Raw genomic sequence first — 20,397 nt, forward strand, 5'->3', positions numbered from 1 at the left:
CGGCGAGCACTCAGCTGCCGCGCGCTCGTGCGCAGACCACCCCGGCTCCGCGGCCCGGCCGCCATGCGGCTGCCGGGTCGATATTCTAAAAGATATATCTAAAAGATAGCTCTCGACCGATGCCCGTCAAGGGGCGGGGCGGACGACCGCAGGCTCCGCGGCCGGGCAGGGCAGGGCCGCAGGACACAACGATGGGGAGACGCGCCGCGGGCAACCTGGGTGGGGTCGGCGCCGCAGCTCAACCTGGGTGGGGCCGCCGCAGCTCAACCTGGGTGGGGTCGCCGCAGCTCAACCTGGGTGGGGTCGCCGCAGCTCAACCTGGGTGGGGTCGCCAGCTCAACCTGGGTGAGATCGCGGCCGTTCGCTGCTTGACACAGGACGCACGGCCCTGTAACGAAAGTGAAAATGATTTTCAGTATCGACGCTGCCCCTTCGTTTGCTCGACGCGAGCTCGCGGGTGTCGCCGCGTGCGCGTACGCCTCCGACGCGTTTCCCGACCTCGGGCTCCACGACGAGGAAGCGCGCCAGCTCGCCCGCTTGCTCGAGGTCGAGCGCGCTGGCTTCACGGAACAGGAGCTCCGCCCCCTCGCGACCCGCACGCGGCTGGTCGACGACGTCGTGGACGACTTCTTCCGCCGTCACCCGGACGGGTTGGCCATCGGGCTCTTCTCCGGGCCGTGCACCCGATTCTCGCGCGTCGACAACGGGCAGCTCCACTGGATCGACATCGACGTTCCCCGCGTCGTCGCGTGGAAGTCCCGGCGCGCCCCGCGGACGCCGCGGTATGCGCTGGCCACCGCGTCCCCAGGCTGCGATCACTGGATCGATCAGCTCGCCGACGCGCAGGACTGGCCCACGTTGATCCTCGGCCTCGGCCTCTTCTCCCACCTCGGCCCCGAGCGGATCGGCGCCTTCTTGACCCAGGTCTCCCTGCGCCTCGCCAAGGACGTGGAGCTCCTGCTCGACGCGAGCCCGAGCCTCCAGCTCCGTCCCACCGCGGCGAGGGGCGCGCGTCACGTCGAGCTCCACCGAGAGGGAGGGGTCGTCGAGACGTTTCCATGGCTGCGCGTCCTGGGCGACAGCGACTATCCCGCGCCGCTAGGCGCCCGCGTCCGGACCACGAATGGACTCGCGCGCTTCTTCCGTAAAGCGCAGTTCCCGATCCTCCGCCACCTCCGGCGCGTGTGAGCCCTCGATAGCACCCTCGGGTACACCGCCATCACAAGCAACAGCAAGACCCATGCACAAGGACAGAGAAGCTCGATGAACATCCAGGACTACGTTGACGCACCGGCGCCCTGCGGCGCCGCGCTCCACCATCGCGACGCCCGCGCGTCCCTGGGGAGGGCCCGGACATGAGCCGTTACACCGGACCTCGCGTCAAGGTCATGCGCGCGCTCGGGGTCGAGCTCCCCGGGCTGTCGGCCAGGAAGACGGAGCGGAGGCCTTACCCCCCCGGGCAGCACGGACAGGCCCGCAAGAAGCTCAGCGAGTACGCCCTGCGGCTCCGCGAGAAGCAGAAGGTCAGGCTCAACTACGGCCTCACCAACACGCAGCTGAAGACGCTCATGCTCGAGGCGCGCAGGAGCGACCTCGCCGCCGGGACGAAGCTCATCGAGCTGCTCGAGCGGCGGCTCGACAACGTCATCTTCCGCGCGGGCTTCGCGCGCACCATCCCGGCCGCGCGACAGCTGGTGGCGCACGGGCACGTGCTCGTCGACGGAAAGCGCGTCGATATCCCGTCCTACCGCGTCAGCGCCGGAGAGACGGTGAGCGTGAGCGAGAAGCGCCGTGACCACCGGACCGTCGTGGAGGGCCTCGCGAAGACGGACATGGAAGCCCCCACGTGGCTCGCGGTCGACAAGGACGCCCGGCAGGCGCGCGTGGCCGCGCTGCCGGACGAGACGAGCATCCCGTTCCCCATCGCCGTTCAGCTCATCATCGAGTACTACTCGCAGCGGCTGTGACGAGGAGCAGGGCTCGCCACGCTGGCGAGCCGGCCTCCCCCGAAGCGGGGCCGCGGCGACGAGCGCCCGCCTTTCCGGGAGCGTCCACGCAGCGAGCCGCGCTCGCCGGACGCGGAATGTCCATGGCGTTCGTCGGCGTCGGCCCTCTCTCACGCGGTCAGCGCGCGTGGTGGCGCCGAGCGGTGTGCGTCCCGGGGTGACGCGCCCGCGAGCACGCGCCTTGCCGTGCGGGTGCGGAGCGCCCCCGCGCGCGCCCTCCGCGCCGCACGGCGCCGGACGCGCTGCCCACACGGGCGAGGAACACCATGGCCAGCCTGAGCACGGAGAGCACACCCCGGGAGCGCCTGGATCGCGCGATAAGCGTCCTCGGCCGGGTCCGGATGTACTGGCGCGGAGCGGCCGCGATGATGGCCGTCGGACTCGCGATCTCCCTGGCCCTGGCGCTCGCCACGAAGCGGGTGTGGCGGAGCGAGGCCACGATCCTCTACCGCGACACCATCCAGACCGGCCGCGATCCCCAGAGCGGCACCGCGCGCGCGGCGCGCCTCGGGTCGAAGCTGAAGGACGCGCTCACGGCGCGCGGGACGCTCGCCGGCGTCGTCGAGGCGTTCGGGCTCTACCCGGAGAAGTCCGCCCGCTCGATGGTCGAGGCCGTCGAGGAGATGAAGACCCACGTCGGCTTCCGCGCGCAGAGCAGCGATACGTACGTCGTCTCGTTCACCCACGACGATCCGCACGTGGCGCAGCAGGTCGCCGCCCGCCTCACGCAGATCCTGCTCGACGACTACCGCCGCGACAGCCTCGGCACGGCGACGATGACCCGCGACTTCCTGCGGAAGGAGCTCGCCGAGGCCAGCTCCAAGGTCGACGCGGCGAGCCGCGCGCTGGCGACGTTCCTCGCCAGGAATCCGCAGTTCCAGTGGGGGCTCAACGACTCTCCGTACGCGCCGACGCCCCAGCCGCTCGGCTCGCCCGGCGCCCCGGCGACCGCCGCCGCCCGCGCCCTGCCAGCGCAGCCAGCCCGCCCGGCCGATCCGCAGCTCGCGGCGCTCGAGCGCCAGCTCGCCCGCGTCGAGGCGCTGCTCGGGGCCGCGCGGTCGCCAGCGGTGGCGCCAGGGCAGCCGCTGCCCCAGAGCGTCGTCGAGGCGCAGCGGGCCCGCACCGCCGCTGTCGCCGCGGTCGCGTCGGCCGAGGCGGCGCTCGCCGAGAAGCTCACGACCGTGACCCCGATCCACCCGGACGCCGTCGCCGCGAAGCGCCGCGTCGAGGCGGCGAAGAGCCAGCTCGCCGCGGCCGAGAGCGCGCTCGGGCTCGTGCGCGCGGGCGTCACCGAGGCGCCGGCCGGCGAGGAGCGCGCGCTCACGCCGGCGCGGCGCGCGGCGCTCGCGGCGGAGCGGACCGCGCTCCTCCGGCAGATCGCGGGCCTGCGCGTGCGCGCCGCAGGCGGCAGGGCGTCGTCAGGGGGCGAGGCGCCGCGCGCGCCGGCGGAGAGCGCGGCCAGGGGCGAGGCGCCGCGCGCCCCGCCGTGGGCAGCCGACGGAGCCGCCGAGGAGCGCGTGATCGAGCTCGAGACCGAGTGGCACCGCCTCCGCCTCGATCTCGAGCGGGCGCGCGAGTACCTGAAGACCGTTCAGGCCAACGAGCGGGCCGCGGACCTGTCCGCGGACGCCGCCGAGAACAAGAGCGAGACCGAGCTCGACGTCCTCGATCAGGCCTACCTGCCGAGCCGCCCCGACCGTGGGCGAGGCCGCGTCTTCTTCGCGGGCGCCGCTGTGACGTTCTTCTTCGCGCTGGGCGTCGCCGGGGCCCGGGTGCTGCTCAACGACACGCTCTATGACGGCGGCGACATCCACGCGCTCGGCGGCCCGGCCCTGCTGGCCGCGATGCCGGAGCTCCCGGCGCGCCCGCCGCTCCGCGAGCGCACGATCGTGCCGGCGTACTGCGCAGAGCCGCTCGGCGGGCCCGGGTACGGCGCGGAACCGTCCGGCGGGCCCGGGCACGGCGCAGAGCCGCCCGGCGCGGCTGGGCCCGGCGCGGAGCCGCCGGGGGAGGCCAGGCACGGCGCCGAGCCGTCCAGCGCGGCTGGGCCCGGCGCAGAGCCGCTCGGCGGGTATGGGCACGGCGCGGAGCCGCCCGGCGCGCCGGAAGAGGCCGCTCCGGCCGGCGCCGTCCCGGACCCGGAGGACACGCTCCGGGATGGCCTCGATCTCGGCGACTGCGAGGTGGTCGACCGGTCGTCCTGGAGCGCGCCCGAGGCGCCGCTCGCCTGCGTGGGCGTGCGTTCGTTCGCGCGCGTCGGCAGCCCCGCGCTCGACGGGCCCGAGGTGGTGATGATCGGCGCGGACCTCGATCCCGAGGGGCACGGGGTGTTCGAGCTGCTCCGGGGAGCGCCCGCGCCCGCGCTCGCGGCGCTCCGGGTCCTCCGGCACCGGCTCGATCAGCGGCGGGCGGGCGAGCCGCTGGCGGTCGCGGTGGTGAGCCCCGGCCGGGCCGAGGGCAAGACCGCGCTCGCGGTCCGCCTCGCGATGACGCTCGCCGAGGCCGAGCGCGCGCGGGTGCTGCTCGTCGACGGCCACCTGGCGTGCCCCCGCGTCGCCGCGACGCTCGGCCTGCGGCTGCCCGCGCACGCGAGCTTCTCGGAGCAGCTCCGGCGGCGGATGGCGGGCGAGATCCGCCCGCTCGGCGTCATCGCCGTCAGCCAGTCGCTCTCGGTGCTCGCGGAGCCATCGCTCGAGGCGAGCTACCCCGCGGCGCTCCACTCGGTCCACTTCGAGGCCGCGATGCGCACGCTGCGGCGCTATCACGACTACGTCGTCATCGACGGCCCTCCGGTCCTCGGCTCGGGCGACGCCAACGTCATCGAAGACGCCGCTGACGGCATCGTCCTCGTCGCGCGCGCCTCGCTGACCCGGGCGTCGTCGCTGACGAGGGCCGCCGAGCAGCTCGGCGATCGCCGCATCCTCGGGGTGGTCCTCAACGACGTCGCGCCGAGGCCCGTCGTCAGGAAGCGGATCTGCATCGACGGCGAGCCAGCGGAGCAGTCGGCCTGAGGAGAGGCGAGGAGGCGCCGAGAGGGCAGCAGCGAAAGGAGCGCCGGAGGAGCCGCGGCGGTGCGCCGGCGCCCGTATCGAGTTCAATCGATTCTGTGTCGGCCCTTCAACGATCTCGCGGCATCTTCGCGATCAGAACGTGATCTTTATCGCGTCGGCCGACTTGTTCGCCTGGCCGTGGTGGACGACCTCGATGTTGTTGCCATCCGGGTCGAGCACGAACGCCGCGTAGTAGCCAGGATGGTACGGGCGCTTGCCCGGAGCGCCGTTGTCCTTGCCGCCCGCGGCGACCGCGGCGGCGTGGAACCGATCGACCGTCGCGCGGTCGCTCGCCTGGAAGGCTAGGTGCGCTCGGCCCGTGGGCACACCGGCCGCGGACGGCGAGCCCACGCTGGAGATGAAGAGCTCGTCGGCCCAGAAGTAATCGTCGGCCTCGCCTGCGATCGGGATCCCGATCGTCTCAGACGGCCCGATAGAACTTCTTGCTCGCCGCGAGGTCGGCCACGACGAGCTGAACATGATCGATGAGGCGCCCGCGATAAATCTCTCGTATTTCCATCACTCCGGGATACCGCACATCGCCCCCGGCGCAAGCGGACTCATTCGAGCTCATCGGCTCGCGGGCCACGCGCGGCACGGTTGTTTACGCCGCTCGCCGCGCGCCCGGTCCTTCAGCCGATCTTGAAGTTGATCGATTTCGGCCGCGTCAGGTGCAGGAACCCGAGCGTCGAGAGCGTCGCGCCCTTGCCGCTGTTCTTCGCGCCCGTCCACGGGAGCGCCGGATCCAGGGTGTCACACTGGTTCATGTAGACCGTGCCGACGTCGAGCTCGCGCGCGAGCCGCGCGGCGCGCTCGCGGTCGCGCGTCCAGACCGACGCGGTGAGCCCGAGATCGCTGTCGTTCATCAGCGCGAGCGCCTCCTCGTCGGATGAGACCGGCACGATGGGCAGCACCGGCCCGAACGACTCGATGCGCATCACGTCGAGATCGGGCGCCGTGTCCACGAGGAGCGTCGGCTCGAAGAAGCGCCCGCGGCCCTCGACCTGGGTCGCCCGACCGCCGCAGAGCGCCTTCGCCCCCCGGGAGAGCGCCTGCTTCACCTGCGCCTCCAGGAACGCCGGCGCATGGGGCTGCGCCATCGGACCCAGGTTCGTCCGCTCGTCGGTCGGATCGCCGAGGACATAGCGCTTCATCAGCTCCAGCGCGGCCTCCACGAACTTCGGATACAGGTCGCGGTGAACATACGCGCGCTCGACAGCGCAGCAGCTCTGTCCCGCGTTGTAGCAGGCGCCGTCGACGATCCCGTCCACCGCCTTCTCGAGATCCGCGTCGGCCGCGACGTAGGCGCCGTCCTTCCCGCCGAGCTCCAGGCCGGCGTCGACGGCCACCTTCTTCGATGTGGCCGCATAGATCCTGCGTCCGCCTTCGACGGAACCGGTGAAACCGACGAAGTTGACCCGCGGGTCCGATGCGATGCGCTCGGACGTGGGGTGGTCGCAGTGGAAGGCCTGGACGAGGCCGGGCGGCGCGCCGGCCTCCGCGAACGCCGTCGCGAAGTGCTCTCCGCAGAGCGGAGAGCGCGGCGAGTGCTTGAGCAGCACCACATTGCCCGAGAGCACCGCGGGGATGACCACGTTCACGGCGGTGAGGAGCGGATAATTCCAGGCGGGCAGATTGAAGACCACACCGAGCGGAGCGCGCACGATCCGCCGCTCGAGCCCGGGGAGCTCCGGCAGGATCACATCGGCGAGCGCGCCCTCGGCGATCGAGATCATATGCCGGGCTCGCTTGGCCATCCCCGCGACTTCATTGCGGGATTGGCGCAGCGGCTTGCCCGTCATGCGGGTGATGTCGGCGGCGATCGACGGGGCGCTGGCCTCGATGTGCTCGACCGCGCGCTGGCACAGGGCGGCGCGCTCGGCGATGGATGTGTGCGAGAAGCGCCGCGCGGCGGCGGTCGCCGTGTCGAGGAGCCGGTCGACGGCGGCCTCGTCTGCAAGAGGCCGGCGGACGGCTTCCTCGAGGGTATACGGGTTGTCGATCACAAGGTCGGACATGGCGGGGAAGATTAACCCAGTTCCCTGCGGGGCCAAGCGTCGTCTAGACTCGGGGCGAATGCGCGCCACCGCGGCAGGTCTATCCGACGTCGGCAGGGAGCGGGTCCACAACGAGGACCGATACATCCTCCTCCCCGAGTTCAACGTCTACGTCGTCGCGGATGGCATGGGCGGGCACGAGGCCGGCGAGGTCGCGAGCCGGATCGCCGCGAGCGCCATCGCCGGCTACTTCCGCGACGCGAACGGCAAGCGGCGCAAGGCGTCGACCGGCGACAGGCTGCGCGCCGCCGTGACGTACGCGAACGCGCGCATCTACGCGCACGCCGACGACTCGCGGTTCTACCGCGGGATGGGGACCACGGTCGTCGCCGCGGCGTTCTCGCCGCGGGAGCGCAAGTTCTACGTCGCCCACGCCGGCGACAGCCGCTGCTACCTCCTCCGCAACGGCGATATCTCGCAGCTGACCCGCGACCACTCGCTCATCGCGGACGCGCTCCTCGAGCGGCCCGACCTCACGGAGCGCGACCTCGCCTACCTGCCCCGCAACGTGATCACGCGCGCGCTCGGCATCGCCCCCAGCGTCGACATCGACCTGCGCGCGGAGCGCGTCGAGGCCGGCGACGTGTTCCTCCTCTGCTCCGACGGCCTCCACGGGCTCGTGGACGATCGCGAGATCGCGCGCATCGTCGAGGACAACGCCGTGCTCGCCGACGCGTGCGGCAAGCTCATCGACTGTGCCAACGAGAACGGTGGCCGCGACAACATCACTGCCGTGCTCATCCGGATCGAGGAGACGGCATCGGCGTCCTGGAGCCAGCGCCAGGGCGTCAAGAGCCGCAGCGCGCGGTAGCATCCAGAGGCGTGCGGAGGGGGTCGGGAGCGCGCCGCGTCCTCGCGTGAGCGGCGCCGCCGCGCCCCCGCCGCGTGCACGTGGGCTGACGACAAGGGAGGTCATGCATGCGAACCAGGTGGATCGGGATCGGGCTCTTCGTCGGCGCGCTGCTCGCGTGGGGCTGCGGCGGCGAGGCCGCGCTCGGCGAGGCGTGCGAGGAAGAGGGCGCGGACGGCGAGTGTGAGGGCGGGGCGGTCTGCGGCAAGCCCGACGACAGCGCGGCGCTCGAGTGCCTGAAGACGTGCGTCGAGCAGTCGGACTGCCCCGCGGAGCAGGAGTGCAACGGCATCTCCGGCTCGGACCTCAAGGGCTGCAGGCCGAAGTAGGGGAGGGCGCGGTGTCCACGCCGCGAGCGCGGCGCGCCGGCCGCCGCGCTCAGAGCACGCCGGCGTGTGCGCGATCGAGCAGGCCGTCCATCACCTCGAACAGCTGCCGGTTGCCGTCCTGGGAGTAGCCCGCGAGCTTCTCTTCACAGGCCGGGATGGCCTTCACGAAATCCGCGATGACGGCCGGGTCGTCCAGCGAATCGGCGCCGCGGCCGAACCCCTCGCGCTCGAGGTAGCGGGCGTTGAGCACCTGCTCGAACTGGCGGCCGAGGGGGACGGCGAGCATCGGCTTGCGCAGGTAGACCGCCTCCCCCATCAACGTGAACCCGCCGCCGGCGATGACGGCGCGGCACGACGCGAGGTCGTCGATGAAGCCCTCCTCGCTGAAGGGGCGGTAGCGCAGGTTGCCCTCGACCTGCTCTTCCGTGATGTTCCGGCGCATCCCGTAGATGCGGCACTCGAGCCCGGTCTTCGCGAGCGTCGCCGAGAGCGCGTCGTTCCCCTCGGCGGTCTGGTAGACGAGCAGGTGCTCCCCGGGGCGGCGGTTCGCGGCGATGATCTCGGGGCGGAGGATCGGCGGGACCAGCGTCGTCTCCTGCTTGCGGACCGGCGGGCGGAAGAACGTGGCGATGACGTAATGGTTGCAGAACGGCAGCTTGCTCTTCACGAACGCGCGCGTGAGCTGGAAACCCGCCTCGTGGCCGGCGAGGATCTCCGCGTCGTGGGTGCACCGGTTGATGATCTGCATGTTGTCGACCGAGAGGATCGGCAGCCGGTGGAGCTTGGCGTAGAGGTACGTCCACGACTCGAAGTCGCTGACCGTGAGCTCGGGGCGAAAGTCCTTGATGAGCTCGAAGTACGCGGCGATGTTCTTCGGCGTGCCCGTCGCGCCGGAGAGCACGTTGGACCAGAGCGTCTTGCCGCGACGCACCCGGTTCTCCTCGTAGATCATGTGGAGCCCGTGGATGCGGTTCACCCCCGCGAAGCGCTTGGACAGGAAGTCGGTCGCCCTGCCCGACGCCATGATCTCGAGCTCGTGTCCCTGCGCGAGCAGGTGTTCGATCACGACGCGCGAGCGCATGGCGTGCCCCATCCCTTCGCCGACGACGCCATAGAGGATCTTCATGACGCGCGAGTGTAGCGGGGGCTTTGGGGCGTTCGGAAGGAAACGGCGCCGCCGCGGCGCGGGCGGCGCGGACGGCGACCGAGCGCAGGCGGCGCCGCGGCGCGGGCGGCGGGCGTGACGCCCCGCCGCCGGATCTGGAGCGAGCTGCTGCCGCTCGAGGTGGTGCGGGCGCCCGGGACGCTCGCGCTGCTGCGCCGGTATGCGCTGGAGCTGTCGATCGCGGTGCGGCCGGACACCGCGGCGGGGCTGCCGGATCTCGTCGCGGCGTGCGCGGATGCGGGGGTGGCGGTCGCTGTGTGGCCGATGATCGCGGACGAGGACGGGCGCTGGGCGAGCGCCTGCAACGCGGCGGCGTTCGGCGCGTTCGTGGCCCGGCTGATGGACGCGCTCGACGCGCGGCGCCTGGCCGCGGCGGAGATCGTGTTCGACCTGGAGCCGCCGATCGATGCGGTGCGGCGGGCGCTCGCGGGGGGGCGCGGCGCGCTCGATCTGCTCGGCGGTGGGCCGCGGGGAGCGCGGGGGAGCCCGCGGTGGAGCGATGCGCAGCGCGCGTACGCGGAGCTGGCGGGCGCGGTGCACGCGCGCGGGGTGGCGACCTCGGCCGCGATCGTGCCGCTCGTCCTGACCGACGGGCCGGCGCGCGGCTGGGAGCGGCTGCTCGGGACGCCCGTGTCCGCGCCGCCGTGGGGGCGCGTCGGCGCGATGCTGTATACGTCGTTGATCGCGGGGTATTCGCGCGGCGCGCTCGGCCGGGAGGACGCGGTGGCGCTGCTCGCCTGGGGGTGCCGCGCCGCGGCCCGGCGGTTCGGTCCGAGGGCGGGCGCCTCGCTGGGCGCCGTGGGCAAAGGCGCGCTTGGCGACGAGCCGGTCTACAGCTCGGTCGCCGAGCTCCGCGAGGACGTGGCCGTCGCGGAGGCGGCCGGCGTCTCGGATCTCTCGCTGTTCGACCTCGGCGGGGTGCTGGCGCGGCCGCCGGCCGAGGCCTGGCTCGAGGCGTTCGTTGCGCCGCCGGAGGCGCATTCGCCCCGGGAGACGCTGCGGGCGCGCGGCGTGGTCGCGGCCGCAGCGCTCGTGGGTCGGGCGGCGGGCTATGCTCGCCGGCTCACCTCGCCGTGACGGCGATCTCACCCGTGGTGTGACTTGCCCTGGCCGCGGTAGCGCTTCCAGTGATGTCGCTTGTTCTTGTTCTTCGGCCTGCTGTTGTTGGACAGGCCGATAGACGTCTTCTTCGTGTGCACGGACATGGCCCCGTCATGGCGCCGCGACGGGGCGGGCGACAGGGGTCACGAGCTCCGGCGCTGCTCAGGCCGGACCGCCGGGCTGAGGAGGCGATAACCCTCCCTGATGGTCAAGGGCGGGGCGCTTCTGGCGACTTGCCGGTTCGTCCCCCGATCGCCGAAGAGCTCAGACGCTCTCGCGATCGGGCGCTCGCGCGGCGGGCGACTCCGCTGCGCCGACCGCCGCGGCCGCCTGCAGGCTCGGCGCCGCCTCGGCGGCGCCCGCGGAGGCATGCCGGATGCGCCGCTTCGTCTGCACCATGTGCACGATCTGGTCGAGGATCACGGCGACGAGGATCACGGCGCCGATGATGATGAAGGTCCAGTTCGGGTCCAGGCGCCAGATGCGTTGAATGCGGTCAGCGTCCTGGTACGGCAGCTGGAACATATTGATGCCGTTGTCGATGACGCGCATCACCGCGGAGCCGATGATGATGCCGAGCACCGTGCCTTCACCCCCGCGAAGCGAGCAGCCGCCGAGCACGGCCGCGGCGATCGCATACATCTCGTACGCGATGCCGACCTGCTGCGACATCTGCCCGATGTACGAGGCGTAACAGACGCCGGCCACGCCGCCGAGGCCCGCCGAGATCACATAGGTAGACGTCTCCACCCGCCTCACGTTGATGCCGGAGTACTCGGCCGCGTCGCGGTTGCCGCCGATCGCATAAACGTAACGGCCGAACACCGTGAAGTGCAGCGCATAGGTCGCCACGGCGCTCACGGCGAGGAACATCAGGAGCGGGTACGGGACGAGCGCGTCGCTCCCGCTCTTGAGCAGCCCGCCGTTCGCGAGGGCGAGCAGCGGCGAGCCACCGAGGCTCAGGGTGCCCCCCTGGGCGATGGTCTGCGAGACGCCGCGCAAGAACAACATGCCGCCGAGCGTGACGATGAACGGCTGCAGCTTGAGCCGCGTGATCAACAAGCCCTGGCCGAGGCCGATCAGCAGCGCCACGCCGAGCGCCACCGGAATGCCGATCCACAGCGGGTAGCCCAGGCCGCCGATCTGGGTCGACGAGAGCTTGGCGATGAGGACGCCCGTCAGGCCGATCACGGACCCGATCGACAGATCGATGCCGCCGGCGATGATGACGAACCCGATGCCCATCGCGAAGATCCCGAGCATCGAGATCTGCCGCAGGGTGTTGATCGAGTTCGACTGCCCGAGGAAATCCGGGTTCGAGATGTAGAGGCCCAGACACATCACGACGAGCGCGATGGTCATCCCGAGCTCACGCCTCACGACAGAGCCTCCTTTTCCGCGTGGCCCGTCATCAAGGTCGCGATCCGCTCCTGGCTGAGCCGTTCCCGCGGCAGCACGCCCTTGATGCGTCGCTCGTGCATGACGGCGACGCGATCGCTCATTCCGATGATCTCTTCCATGTCCGAGCTGACCATCAAGATCGTGATGCCTTCATCCGCGAGGGCGGCCATGTGGCGGTAGATCTCGGCTTTGGCGCCGACGTCGATGCCCCGCGTCGGCTCGTCCAGGATGAGCACGCGCGGGTTCATGGCCAGCCATTTCCCGAGCACCACCTTCTGCTGGTTTCCGCCGGAGAGGTTCACGACGGGCTGACGAATGCCGGGCGTCTTCGTCCTCAAGCGCTCCACCTCCGATTCGGCGATCCGGCGCTCCGTCTCCCTGTTCAAGAAGCCCCAGCGGCCGTAGCTGCCGATGTTGGGCAGGGAGGTGTTCTCTGCGACGCTGAGCGGCAGCACGAGGCCGTGGCGCTTGCGATCCTCCGGCGCCAGGTAGACGCCGCGGTCGATGGCATCCCTCGGTCTTCGAGGAGCGAACCCCTTGCCTTCGAGCGTCATGCGTCCCCCGAGCGCCTTCGTCACCCCGAAGATCGTCTGCATGAGCTCCGTGCGGCCCGAGCCGACCAGGCCGGCGAAGCCGAGGATCTCCCCGCGTCCGGCCGAAAAAGAGACCTGCGCGGGCGCGCCGGGCACGACGAGCCCTTCGACCACCAGCACGGGCTCGGTCGATCGACGGGGCCGCCTCTCCGGGAAGTAGTGCGCGCTGAGCTCGCGGCCCACCATCATGGCGACGATCCGTTCGCGCGTCGCCTCCGCGCGCGTGAGGTCACCGACGTAGCGGCCGTCGCGCAGGACCGTCACCCGGTCCGCCAGCGTCATGACCTCTTCCATCCGGTGCGAGATGTAGACGATGCCGATGCCGTCCGCCCGGAGCTTGCGGATGATCCCGAAGAGGTGCTCGGACTCACCGCTCGTGAGCGACGAAGTCGGCTCGTCCATGATGAGGATGCGCGCGCTCAGGGCGAGCGCCTTGGCGATCTCGACCATCTGCATCTGGCCGGCGGTCAACGCGGACACCGGGGTCGAGGGCGGGAGCGGCAAGCCCACGCGCAGGAGCAGCTCCCTGGCGCGGGCGTGCATGTCGCCCTTCGGCAGCGGACGGAGGAGCAGCCCTGTCGCGCCGCCTTCGTTGCCGAGGAAGATGTTGGCCGCGATGTCCAGGTTTGGCGCCAGCATCAACTCCTGATGGATGAGCGCGATGCCGAGGCGCTTGGCGGCGCGCACGCTCTCGATGGCGACGCTCCTTCCATCGATGCGGATCTCGCCCTCATCGGGCTGCAGGGCGCCCCCCAGGATCTTCATGAGCGTGCTCTTGCCGGCGCCGTTCTCGCCCATGAGGGCGAGCACCTCGCCCGGCTTCAGCGAGAGAGAGACGCCCTGGAGCGCGATCACGCCGGGAAACCGCTTGGTGATCGCGCGCATCGCGAGCAGATCCGGGGCGGACGCTGTCACGCTCACTTCTTCATTTCAGCGAGCTGCTGTTTGAAGGCCGCCACGTTGGTCTTTTCGATCACGTCGATGCCGGTGTCGATGCTCTTGTTGGCCGGGATCTGCGCCTTCGCCGTGTCGGGCTTGACCGAGAGCTCATGCGCCCACTTGCTCGCCAGGTAACCGAACTGAAACGGCTTCTGGACGACCGTGGCCGAGATCGTGCCGTTCTCGATGGCCGTGAGCGTCTCCTGTTCCTCGTCGAACACCGCTGCGAGGACCTTCCCCTTCTTCCCGAGCGCCTCGATGGCCGCCGCGATGGCGGGGCCGTTGTAGGACCACAGGCCTGCGACGAGCTTCAGGTCCGGGTGCGCGTTGATGATGTCCTCCACGTTGGAGCGCGCCTTCGCGCGGTCGGTGTTGTCCTCCCGCTTGTCGACGATCTCGATGTTCTTGCCGGCGATCGCGTCCTGGATGCCTTGCAGGCGCTGCTTCGCGTTGTCCGCGGAGAGCGTGCCGACGAACACGGCCATCTTACCGCCTTCCGGGAGGAGCTTCACGATATAGGCGCCGAGCGCCTTGCCGGCCTCGTGGTTGTTGGTGCCGATGTAGAGCAGTCGGCTCGACGCCGGGGCGTCCGAGTCGAACGTGATGAGCTTGCTCTTCTCGGCCACCTTGTTGAGCACCGGGACCTGATCGGCCGGCGCGATGGCGCTCACGGCGATGGCGTCGTAGCCCTGACTCGAGAGGTTTTCGAGGATCTGGTTCTGCTCCTCCGTGGTGCCGTTCGACGGCATCTTCACGTCGACCTGAACCTTGCTTTCTTGCTCGTATTTCCGGACGCCCGCCTGAGCGATCTTCCAGAACTCGGACGCGTTGTTGGTGACGAAGGCGAGCTTGACGACCTTCGGCTTCGAGCCGCCGCCCTCGGCTGGCGCGGCGCCCGTCCCCTCGCTCTTCTCGTTGCACCCCGTCATCGCGAGCAGCCCCAACAGGAAGGGCGCTACGACCGCCCAACCCTTGCCCCAGGACTTCGTCTCTTTCACGGCTGGTCTCCTTGCTGATTCACTTCAAGAACGTGTTGACATCACGCGTGGCGTCGCCCTTACCCGGCCGTTGTCCCCGTGATCTGCCGCAAATCTGGCGGCGCGTCTTTCCACAGTGCGCCCCGTTGGCTGGGGTCTACCCTCCGCGTGCCTGGAGGCCGAACCACTCCTTGGTCTTTACCATCGGAGTGGATCTGGAGGACAAAGGATGCCCGCTGGAATGCATTGTGAACGTTCACATTTTCGGTGTCAACTCCGATCGGAGGGCGCTGAGCGCGCGGGACGTCACGGGTTAAGGCTGATCGAAGAATTGTCAGGGCACGGGAACGCGGTCGCCCTGTGCGATCAGGGGCGTTGCGCCTGCCGAAGGCGCGCAGGGTCTGCGACTCAGCACATCGAGCATGGGCTGAGATGACGGCGCCGGGGGATTTCTGTAGATTAGCAGGAAATATGCCTGTCTTCCGGTACGTGCGTTGGCGACCTTTGCGCAGCGTGTGATAGGTTGGTGCGATTCGAACATATTTGTCTTGCGACATTGGCTTGAGCGCGCGGAGGTGCCTGTGAATCGAAGCAAGCGGTGGGTCGTTGACGCGACCTGGGTGATGTCCATCCCCGCGGCGCGTGCCCGGACGGGGGTCGCGCTCGGCGTGGTGCTCGCGGCCGCGGCGTGCGGCGAGGAGGGCGGCGACCGCGGTGCGATCGCGGGGAGCGGCGGGTGGGGGGCGGGCGGCGCGCTCGCGACAGGCGGAGCCTCGGAGACGGGTGCCGGGGTCGGCGGCGCGGAGAGCACCGCGAGCGGCGACGCGCCGGGGGACGGGGGAGCGGAGAGCACCGCGAGCGGCGGCGCGGGGAGCGCCGCGAGCGGGGGCGCGCCGGGGGACGGCGGAGCGGCCGGGGAGGGCGGTGGGCCGGGCAGCGGGGGCGCGGGCGGAGCGAGCGACACCTGCAGCAGGGCCGCTGCCTGCGGGACGCACAAGTGGGCGTGCTGGCCCATGCCCAACCCGGCGGGCAGCGGCCTGCCCAACCCCGCGAGCTACACCGATGTGGGGGGCGGCGTGGTGCGCGACAACGTCACATGCCTCGAATGGCAAGAAGCCCCTCCTTCCGAGGCATACACGTGGGAGCAGGCGATCGGCTATTGCGACGGCCTGACGCTCGGCGGGTTCTCCGACTGGCGCCTTCCCACGCGCATCGAGATGACGTCGATCGTCGACTTCACCCGGAGCCCGGCCATCGACAGGGGCGCTTTCCCGGGGGCGCGCGGGGGCTTCCACAAGACATCGTCCGACTGGATCCTCACCATCCGGCAGGCCGGCGCCGGCGCGGGGCGCGACTATGCCTGGGCCTTCAACCTCAGCGACGGGATCGTCAGCAACGCCTACTCCAAGGCGACAGCGGCGAGCCTGCGCTGCGTGCGAGGCAACGGCGATGGGGAGGCGCCGAGCAGCCCGGCCGTGGCCCCGCCCGACCAGTACACCGTCGTGTCGCCCGGCGAGGTGATGGACAGGTACACGGGCCTCGTCTGGCAACAGGGGTATTCGCCGGCCACGATGGCCTGGGCGGAGGCGGAGGGCTACTGCGCGACGCTCGATCTCAACGGCCACGCGTGGCGCCTGCCCAGCATCCGGGAGCTCGCGACCCTCGTCGACGAGGCGCAGGTGGCGCCGTCGATCAACCGCACGATGTTCCCCGACACGCAATACGGCTCCCGCAGCAACGACTGGTACTGGAGCTCCCACGCGGCCGTGGGGAACGCCGCGGCGGCCTGGGCGCTCAATTTCGACGACGGCTTCACCGGGTTCAACGCGGGAGAGAGCGGCAAGTGGAACTATTTCACGGCCGCGTGGGTGAAGTGCGTGCGCTGAGGGCGCAGGCGCGGCTGGGTCGGTCCGTCCCGGGAGATGGCCGGCGCCGCCGCGCCTCGTTTCGGTGGCGCGCTGCCTCCAGCGTCGGATAGCGTGGCTCGGGTGAGCCCGAGCACACCGCCGGCGCGCCCTCGCCTCGCCGCCCACGTGCTCGCGCGGCGCCACCTGGTCGGCGAGGAGGAGCGCGTCATCCTCCACGATGCCCGCACGGGGCAGCTGCTCCAGCTCGGCCCGCGGGAGTGGGTCCTGCTCTCCGCGGCCGACGGGACGCGCGACGTCGAGGGCATCGTCATCGCGGCGGCCCGCGAGGGCGCGCACGCGCGTGTGCCCGCGGCGCAGGCGTTCTTCGCGGAGCTCCACGCCGCGGGGCTGCTCGGAGCGGACGACGCCGGCGAGGACGCGGCGCGCTCCGGGTCCACGGCGGCCGCGGCCGCCGCGGCGCCCGCGCTCGACCCGGGGGAGCGCGATCCCCGCGAGCGCCGGCTGGAGGTGCTGCCCGACTTCAGCCTGCACTGCGACGGCCGCGGGAGCTGCTGCCGGATCTACGCCTCGATCCTCTTCGATCCCGAGGAGGCGGCGCGGGCGCGGGCATTGCGGCCCGATGTGCTGAGCGGGGGCGCGCGCCACGAGCGGGCCTTCACGCCGGAGCGCGGGACGTGGCCGTGCGCAGCCTCCGTCGTGGCGATGCGGGACGGGCGGTGCGCCTACCTCGAGGGCGAGGGGCGCTGCTCGCTCCACGCGAGGGGCGGGCCCGAGGCCAAGCCGCTCGGGTGCCGCACCTTCCCGACCAGCTTCGTCGACGACGGCGAGTCGGTGCGCGTCTCGGTCGCCGTGGAGTGCGCCTGCGTGCTGGCCAGCGTGGGCCGCCCCGGCGGCGCGCCGCTGCTCGATCCGCGGCTCGTCACGCGGGGGGATCTGGACGAGCGCATCGATGTCGCCCGGCTGCCGGGCCGCGCGCAGGTGGCGCCCGGCGCGACCGCCTCCCGCGCGGAGGTCGTCGCCTGGTCGCGGCGCCTCGCCGCGGCAGCGCCCCCGCCCGACGTCGCCGCGGGCCTCTTCTCGCTCGCCGCCGCGCTCGAGGCCGAGGGCCTCGCCGAGGGGGCGATCGCGCGCTTCGAGCGGCCCGATCCGCTGGATCCGGCGGCGCTCGCGCCCTGGCTCGCCGCGCTCCACGGCCGCGCGGCGCGGCGGGCGCGCGAGGACGCCGCCTGGCGGAGCGAGCGGGACCTCGCGCGGTGGGCCACGCGGTGGATCGCGGACGCGACGCTGGCGCTGGCCGAGCCTGACCTGCTCGGCGCGCTGCTCCTCGCGCCCGTGCCCGCGCGCGTGGGCGACCGCGAGCGCTTCACCCTCCGCGCGGCCTTGCACGGCCACCGCCTGCTCGGCGCGCTGCCGCTCTCGCTCGCGCTCCGCGATCGCGCCGTGCGGCTCGTCGTGGCCCGGGCGCTGCCGGCGGTCGTCGACGGGGAGGGCGCGGACGACCCGGCCTGCGCCGAGCCGATCGCGCTCGTGGAGGCGACGCTGCGAGGCCACGGCCTCGACGCGTACGCCGCCGAGGCGGCCACGGCCGGGTGATCGCGTGCGCCTCCTCGAACTCGGAGAGACATCGGCTCCGATCCTGTCGATAATGCGCCCGCGATGAGCCAGCCCCCGCTCGACAACAAGACGGACTTCGCCGCGCACCCACAGCTGCTCGTCGATCGGGACGGCGAGCAGCTGGTCACGATCGTCAAGGCGAGCTTCGAGCTCCAGGGCGACGGCAGCCTCGAGCTCGCGCCCCCCGAGCGCACGCGCGGGGTCCGCCTCGCCGACCTGCCCTGGGAGGAGAAGAAGCCCGAGAGCGTCGCGTACCCCGCCGACGTCTGCCTGTTCAAGCCGGCGACCGACGTGATCTTCGTGGCCACGGCGTACGCGCCGAACGGCAAGGCGGTGCCGTCCTTCGACGTGCGCGTCGAGGTGGGCCCGCTCAAGAAATCGCTCGTCGTGTTCGGCAAGCGGCTCTGGGTGGACAAGGGCGCCGCCCTCACCGCGCCTTCGCCCATCGAGCAGATCGACATGCGCTACGACCACGCCTGGGGCGGGCGGGACGACGACGATCCCGCGGCGCCGCTCGAGGAGCCGCGCAACCCGATCGGCACGGGCGTCACGCGCGCGCCGGCCTCGCTCACCCACCAGCCGGCGCCGGCCATCGAGGATCCCTCGTACCCGATCCGGACCGCGAAGACCGGGCCGCCGCCCGCCGGGATCGGGGTCGTCGGCCGGCACTGGGAGCCGCGCCGCGCGTACGCCGGGACGTACGACGCCGCGTGGCGGGAGAACCGCGCGCCGCTCCTGCCCGAGGACTTCGACCACCGCTTCAACCTCTGCGCCTCGCCGGGCCTCATCGCGGATCCGCCGCTCGCGGGCGGCGAGCCGGTGCGGGCGCTCAACCTCACGCCCGAGGGGGCGCTCAGCTTCGAGCTCCCGAAGGTGCAGATCGAGATCGAGTTCCACGTGAAGGACCGCGCGCCGGTCGCCTTCGCGCCCCACCTCGACACAGTGCTCGTCGACCTCTACGCCACCGGCCCGCAGAAGCCGGTGGCCGTCGAGATGGTCTGGCGCGCGCACGTCAAGGCGCCCCGGCGGATGAAGGACGCGCGCGTGATCGTGCGCGAGCGGGGGCGAGCGTGAGGCCCCTCGCCGCCATGGTGGCCGCGGGCGCGGTCACGCCCGTCGGGCTGCGCTCGATCGACACCGCGTTCTCGCACCGCGCCGCGGCCGCGGCGATGCGCGAGTCGCCGCTCGTGGACGCGCAGGGCGAGCCCGTCACGATGTGCTTCCTGCCCACGCTCGATCCGCGGGTCACGGGCGCGGCGCGCGCCGTCCTGCTCGCGGAGCGCGCGCTCGGCGAGGCGCTCGAGAAGCTCGGCCCCGCGGCGCGGGGGCTGCGCATGCAGATGGGCCTGTGCCTCGACGAGCACCTCGGGCAGCGGCCGCCGGGCGGCGAGGCCCCGGCGCAGCGGGTCGCCGCCGAGCTCGTCGCGCGGGCGCAAGCGTACGGGTGCGCGCCGGAGATCGCGGTGAAGGTCTCGACGCGAGGGCCCGCCGCGCCGGGGTACTTGCTGCCCGAGCTGTGCGACGCGCTCGCGCGAGGCGCGATCGACGCGGCGCTGCTCGGTGGTGTGCATACAGACTACGACCCAGCGCGCATCGCCGCGCTCGACGCCGCGGGCCGGCTCTTCCGGCCGGAGAACCTGGACGCCCTCGTCCCCGGCGAGTGCGCAGCCTTCGTGGTCCTCATGCGCCCCGACGTCGCGCGGCGCGCGCTCCTCCGTGAGCTGGGGCAGATCGTGGGCGTCTCCACCGCCCACGAGCGGGCCCGCCCGGACAACGACGAGTCCGCGTTCCAGGCCACGGGCCTCACCGCCGCGCTCCGCGCTGCGCTGGCGCCGCTGGCCGAGCGCGGGTTGCGGGCCGGCTGGATGCTCACCGATATCACCTTCGAGACCTTCCGCCATTTCGAGCTCCAGGCCGCGTCGGTGCGCACGCAGCAGCTCTTCTGCGATCCGCAGCAGCTGGAGTGCCCTGCCCAGCGGATCGGCGCGCTCGGCGCCGCGGCGATGCCGCTGCACCTCGCGATCGCGTCGGAGGCGTTCGCGCGGGGCTTCGCGCCGCACCCGTGCGCCGTCTCCCTCGCCGGGAGCGACGGCGGGGAGCGCGCGGCGATGGTGGTCGTGGCGCCGGGGTGACGGCGCGAGAGGGCGAACCAGGGCCAGGTGCAGCCGCCGAACGGGACGACCGCCGAACTGGCTCCCGCGGAACATGCGTGCTTCGGCCGAAGGTGGGGGCTTTGGAACGGCCAAGCGCGCCACGGACGCCAAGAAAACCATAAAAATTGGCATCTTACTGCGGCTTGGCGGATTCATCATTCCGGGAGGGCCGGGGAATTCCCTCTCCACCTGTCGACGGCTTCCCCGGAGAGATGAAATTCAGCCCGGAGGATGTCGACAGGTGGTGTCCGGGATAGGGCCTCTCCCCGATGACCCGACGTGGAACGAGATCGC

The 20,397-nt window shown here is 71.9% G+C and carries 16 protein-coding genes; 10 read left to right on the forward strand and 6 right to left on the reverse strand.

What is annotated here, in order from left to right:
- Positions 1-405: 405 nt before the first annotated feature.
- From POL72_RS26230 to POL72_RS26240, 3 genes are all read left to right on the forward strand, one after another.
- Positions 406-1,188, forward strand: coding sequence for a class I SAM-dependent methyltransferase (locus tag POL72_RS26230; RefSeq protein ID WP_272098308.1), 783 nt, complete (start codon positions 406-408; stop codon positions 1,186-1,188).
- Positions 1,189-1,355: 167 nt separating this feature from the next.
- The gene (gene rpsD / locus POL72_RS26235) at positions 1,356-1,967 is read left to right on the forward strand and encodes a 30S ribosomal protein S4 (protein WP_272098309.1); all 612 of its coding nucleotides are present in this window, start codon (positions 1,356-1,358) and stop codon (positions 1,965-1,967) included.
- Positions 1,968-2,272: 305 nt separating this feature from the next.
- Positions 2,273-5,017 carry an AAA family ATPase gene (locus POL72_RS26240; protein ID WP_272098310.1) on the forward strand — a complete coding sequence of 915 codons (2,745 nt, stop codon included), beginning with the start codon at positions 2,273-2,275 and terminating at the stop codon, positions 5,015-5,017.
- A gap of 132 nt (positions 5,018-5,149) precedes the next feature.
- Here POL72_RS26240 and POL72_RS26245 read toward each other — a convergent pair whose 3' ends face one another.
- A complete protein-coding gene (locus POL72_RS26245; RefSeq protein ID WP_276597216.1) occupies positions 5,150-5,536 on the reverse strand; it encodes a VOC family protein in 387 nt (128 codons plus the stop codon).
- A 152-nt stretch (positions 5,537-5,688) separates the two neighbouring features.
- A complete protein-coding gene (locus POL72_RS26250; protein ID WP_272098311.1) occupies positions 5,689-7,074 on the reverse strand; it encodes an aldehyde dehydrogenase family protein in 1,386 nt (461 codons plus the stop codon).
- Positions 7,075-7,132: 58 nt separating this feature from the next.
- On the opposite strand from POL72_RS26250, the gene POL72_RS26255 reads away from it, so the two are divergent.
- Positions 7,133-7,924, forward strand: coding sequence for a Stp1/IreP family PP2C-type Ser/Thr phosphatase (locus POL72_RS26255; RefSeq protein WP_272098312.1), 792 nt, complete (start codon positions 7,133-7,135; stop codon positions 7,922-7,924).
- Between the two features lie 107 nt (positions 7,925-8,031).
- Positions 8,032-8,292, forward strand: coding sequence for a hypothetical protein (locus tag POL72_RS26260; protein WP_272098313.1), 261 nt, complete (start codon positions 8,032-8,034; stop codon positions 8,290-8,292).
- A 49-nt stretch (positions 8,293-8,341) separates the two neighbouring features.
- Here POL72_RS26260 and POL72_RS26265 read toward each other — a convergent pair whose 3' ends face one another.
- Positions 8,342-9,418 carry a glycosyltransferase family protein gene (locus tag POL72_RS26265; RefSeq protein ID WP_272098314.1) on the reverse strand — a complete coding sequence of 359 codons (1,077 nt, stop codon included), beginning with the start codon at positions 9,416-9,418 and terminating at the stop codon, positions 8,342-8,344.
- Positions 9,419-9,532: 114 nt separating this feature from the next.
- Between POL72_RS26265 and POL72_RS26270 the strand changes: the two genes are divergently transcribed.
- Positions 9,533-10,534, forward strand: a complete 1,002-nt coding sequence (locus tag POL72_RS26270; RefSeq protein WP_272098315.1) for a hypothetical protein — start codon at positions 9,533-9,535, stop codon at positions 10,532-10,534.
- A gap of 288 nt (positions 10,535-10,822) precedes the next feature.
- On the opposite strand, the gene POL72_RS26275 is transcribed toward POL72_RS26270, so the two are convergent.
- The 3 genes from POL72_RS26275 to POL72_RS26285 are packed head-to-tail and all read right to left on the reverse strand — an operon-like array spanning position 10,823 to position 14,489.
- Complete coding sequence (locus POL72_RS26275) at positions 10,823-11,938, reverse strand: ABC transporter permease (RefSeq protein WP_272098316.1); 1,116 nt, start codon at positions 11,936-11,938, stop codon at positions 10,823-10,825.
- Complete coding sequence (locus tag POL72_RS26280; protein WP_272098317.1) at positions 11,935-13,467, reverse strand: sugar ABC transporter ATP-binding protein; 1,533 nt, start codon at positions 13,465-13,467, stop codon at positions 11,935-11,937. Before POL72_RS26280 ends, POL72_RS26275 begins: the two co-directional genes overlap by 4 nt.
- Positions 13,468-13,469: 2 nt before the next feature.
- Positions 13,470-14,489: a sugar-binding protein gene (locus tag POL72_RS26285; protein WP_272098318.1), complete on the reverse strand. Its 1,020-nt coding sequence runs from the start codon at positions 14,487-14,489 to the stop codon at positions 13,470-13,472.
- A 560-nt stretch (positions 14,490-15,049) separates the two neighbouring features.
- Here POL72_RS26285 and POL72_RS26290 point away from each other — a divergent pair.
- The 4 genes from POL72_RS26290 to POL72_RS26305 all read left to right on the forward strand — a co-directional run bounded on the left by POL72_RS26290 (position 15,050) and on the right by POL72_RS26305 (position 20,082).
- Positions 15,050-16,354 (forward strand): Lcl C-terminal domain-containing protein, encoded by a 1,305-nt coding sequence (locus POL72_RS26290; protein WP_272098319.1) that lies wholly within the window; start codon positions 15,050-15,052, stop codon positions 16,352-16,354.
- A gap of 102 nt (positions 16,355-16,456) precedes the next feature.
- Positions 16,457-17,929: a YkgJ family cysteine cluster protein gene (locus POL72_RS26295; RefSeq protein ID WP_272098320.1), complete on the forward strand. Its 1,473-nt coding sequence runs from the start codon at positions 16,457-16,459 to the stop codon at positions 17,927-17,929.
- Positions 17,930-17,992: 63 nt separating this feature from the next.
- Entirely contained in the window at positions 17,993-19,024 is a 1,032-nt protein-coding gene (locus POL72_RS26300; RefSeq protein WP_272098321.1) for a DUF2169 family type VI secretion system accessory protein, read from the forward strand.
- Positions 19,021-20,082: a beta-ketoacyl synthase N-terminal-like domain-containing protein gene (locus POL72_RS26305; RefSeq protein ID WP_272098322.1), complete on the forward strand. Its 1,062-nt coding sequence runs from the start codon at positions 19,021-19,023 to the stop codon at positions 20,080-20,082. Before POL72_RS26300 ends, POL72_RS26305 begins: the two co-directional genes overlap by 4 nt.
- Positions 20,083-20,397: the final 315 nt, after the last annotated feature.

Source organism: Sorangium aterium (assembly GCF_028368935.1).
GTDB lineage: Bacteria > Myxococcota_A > Polyangia > Polyangiales > Polyangiaceae > Sorangium > Sorangium atrum.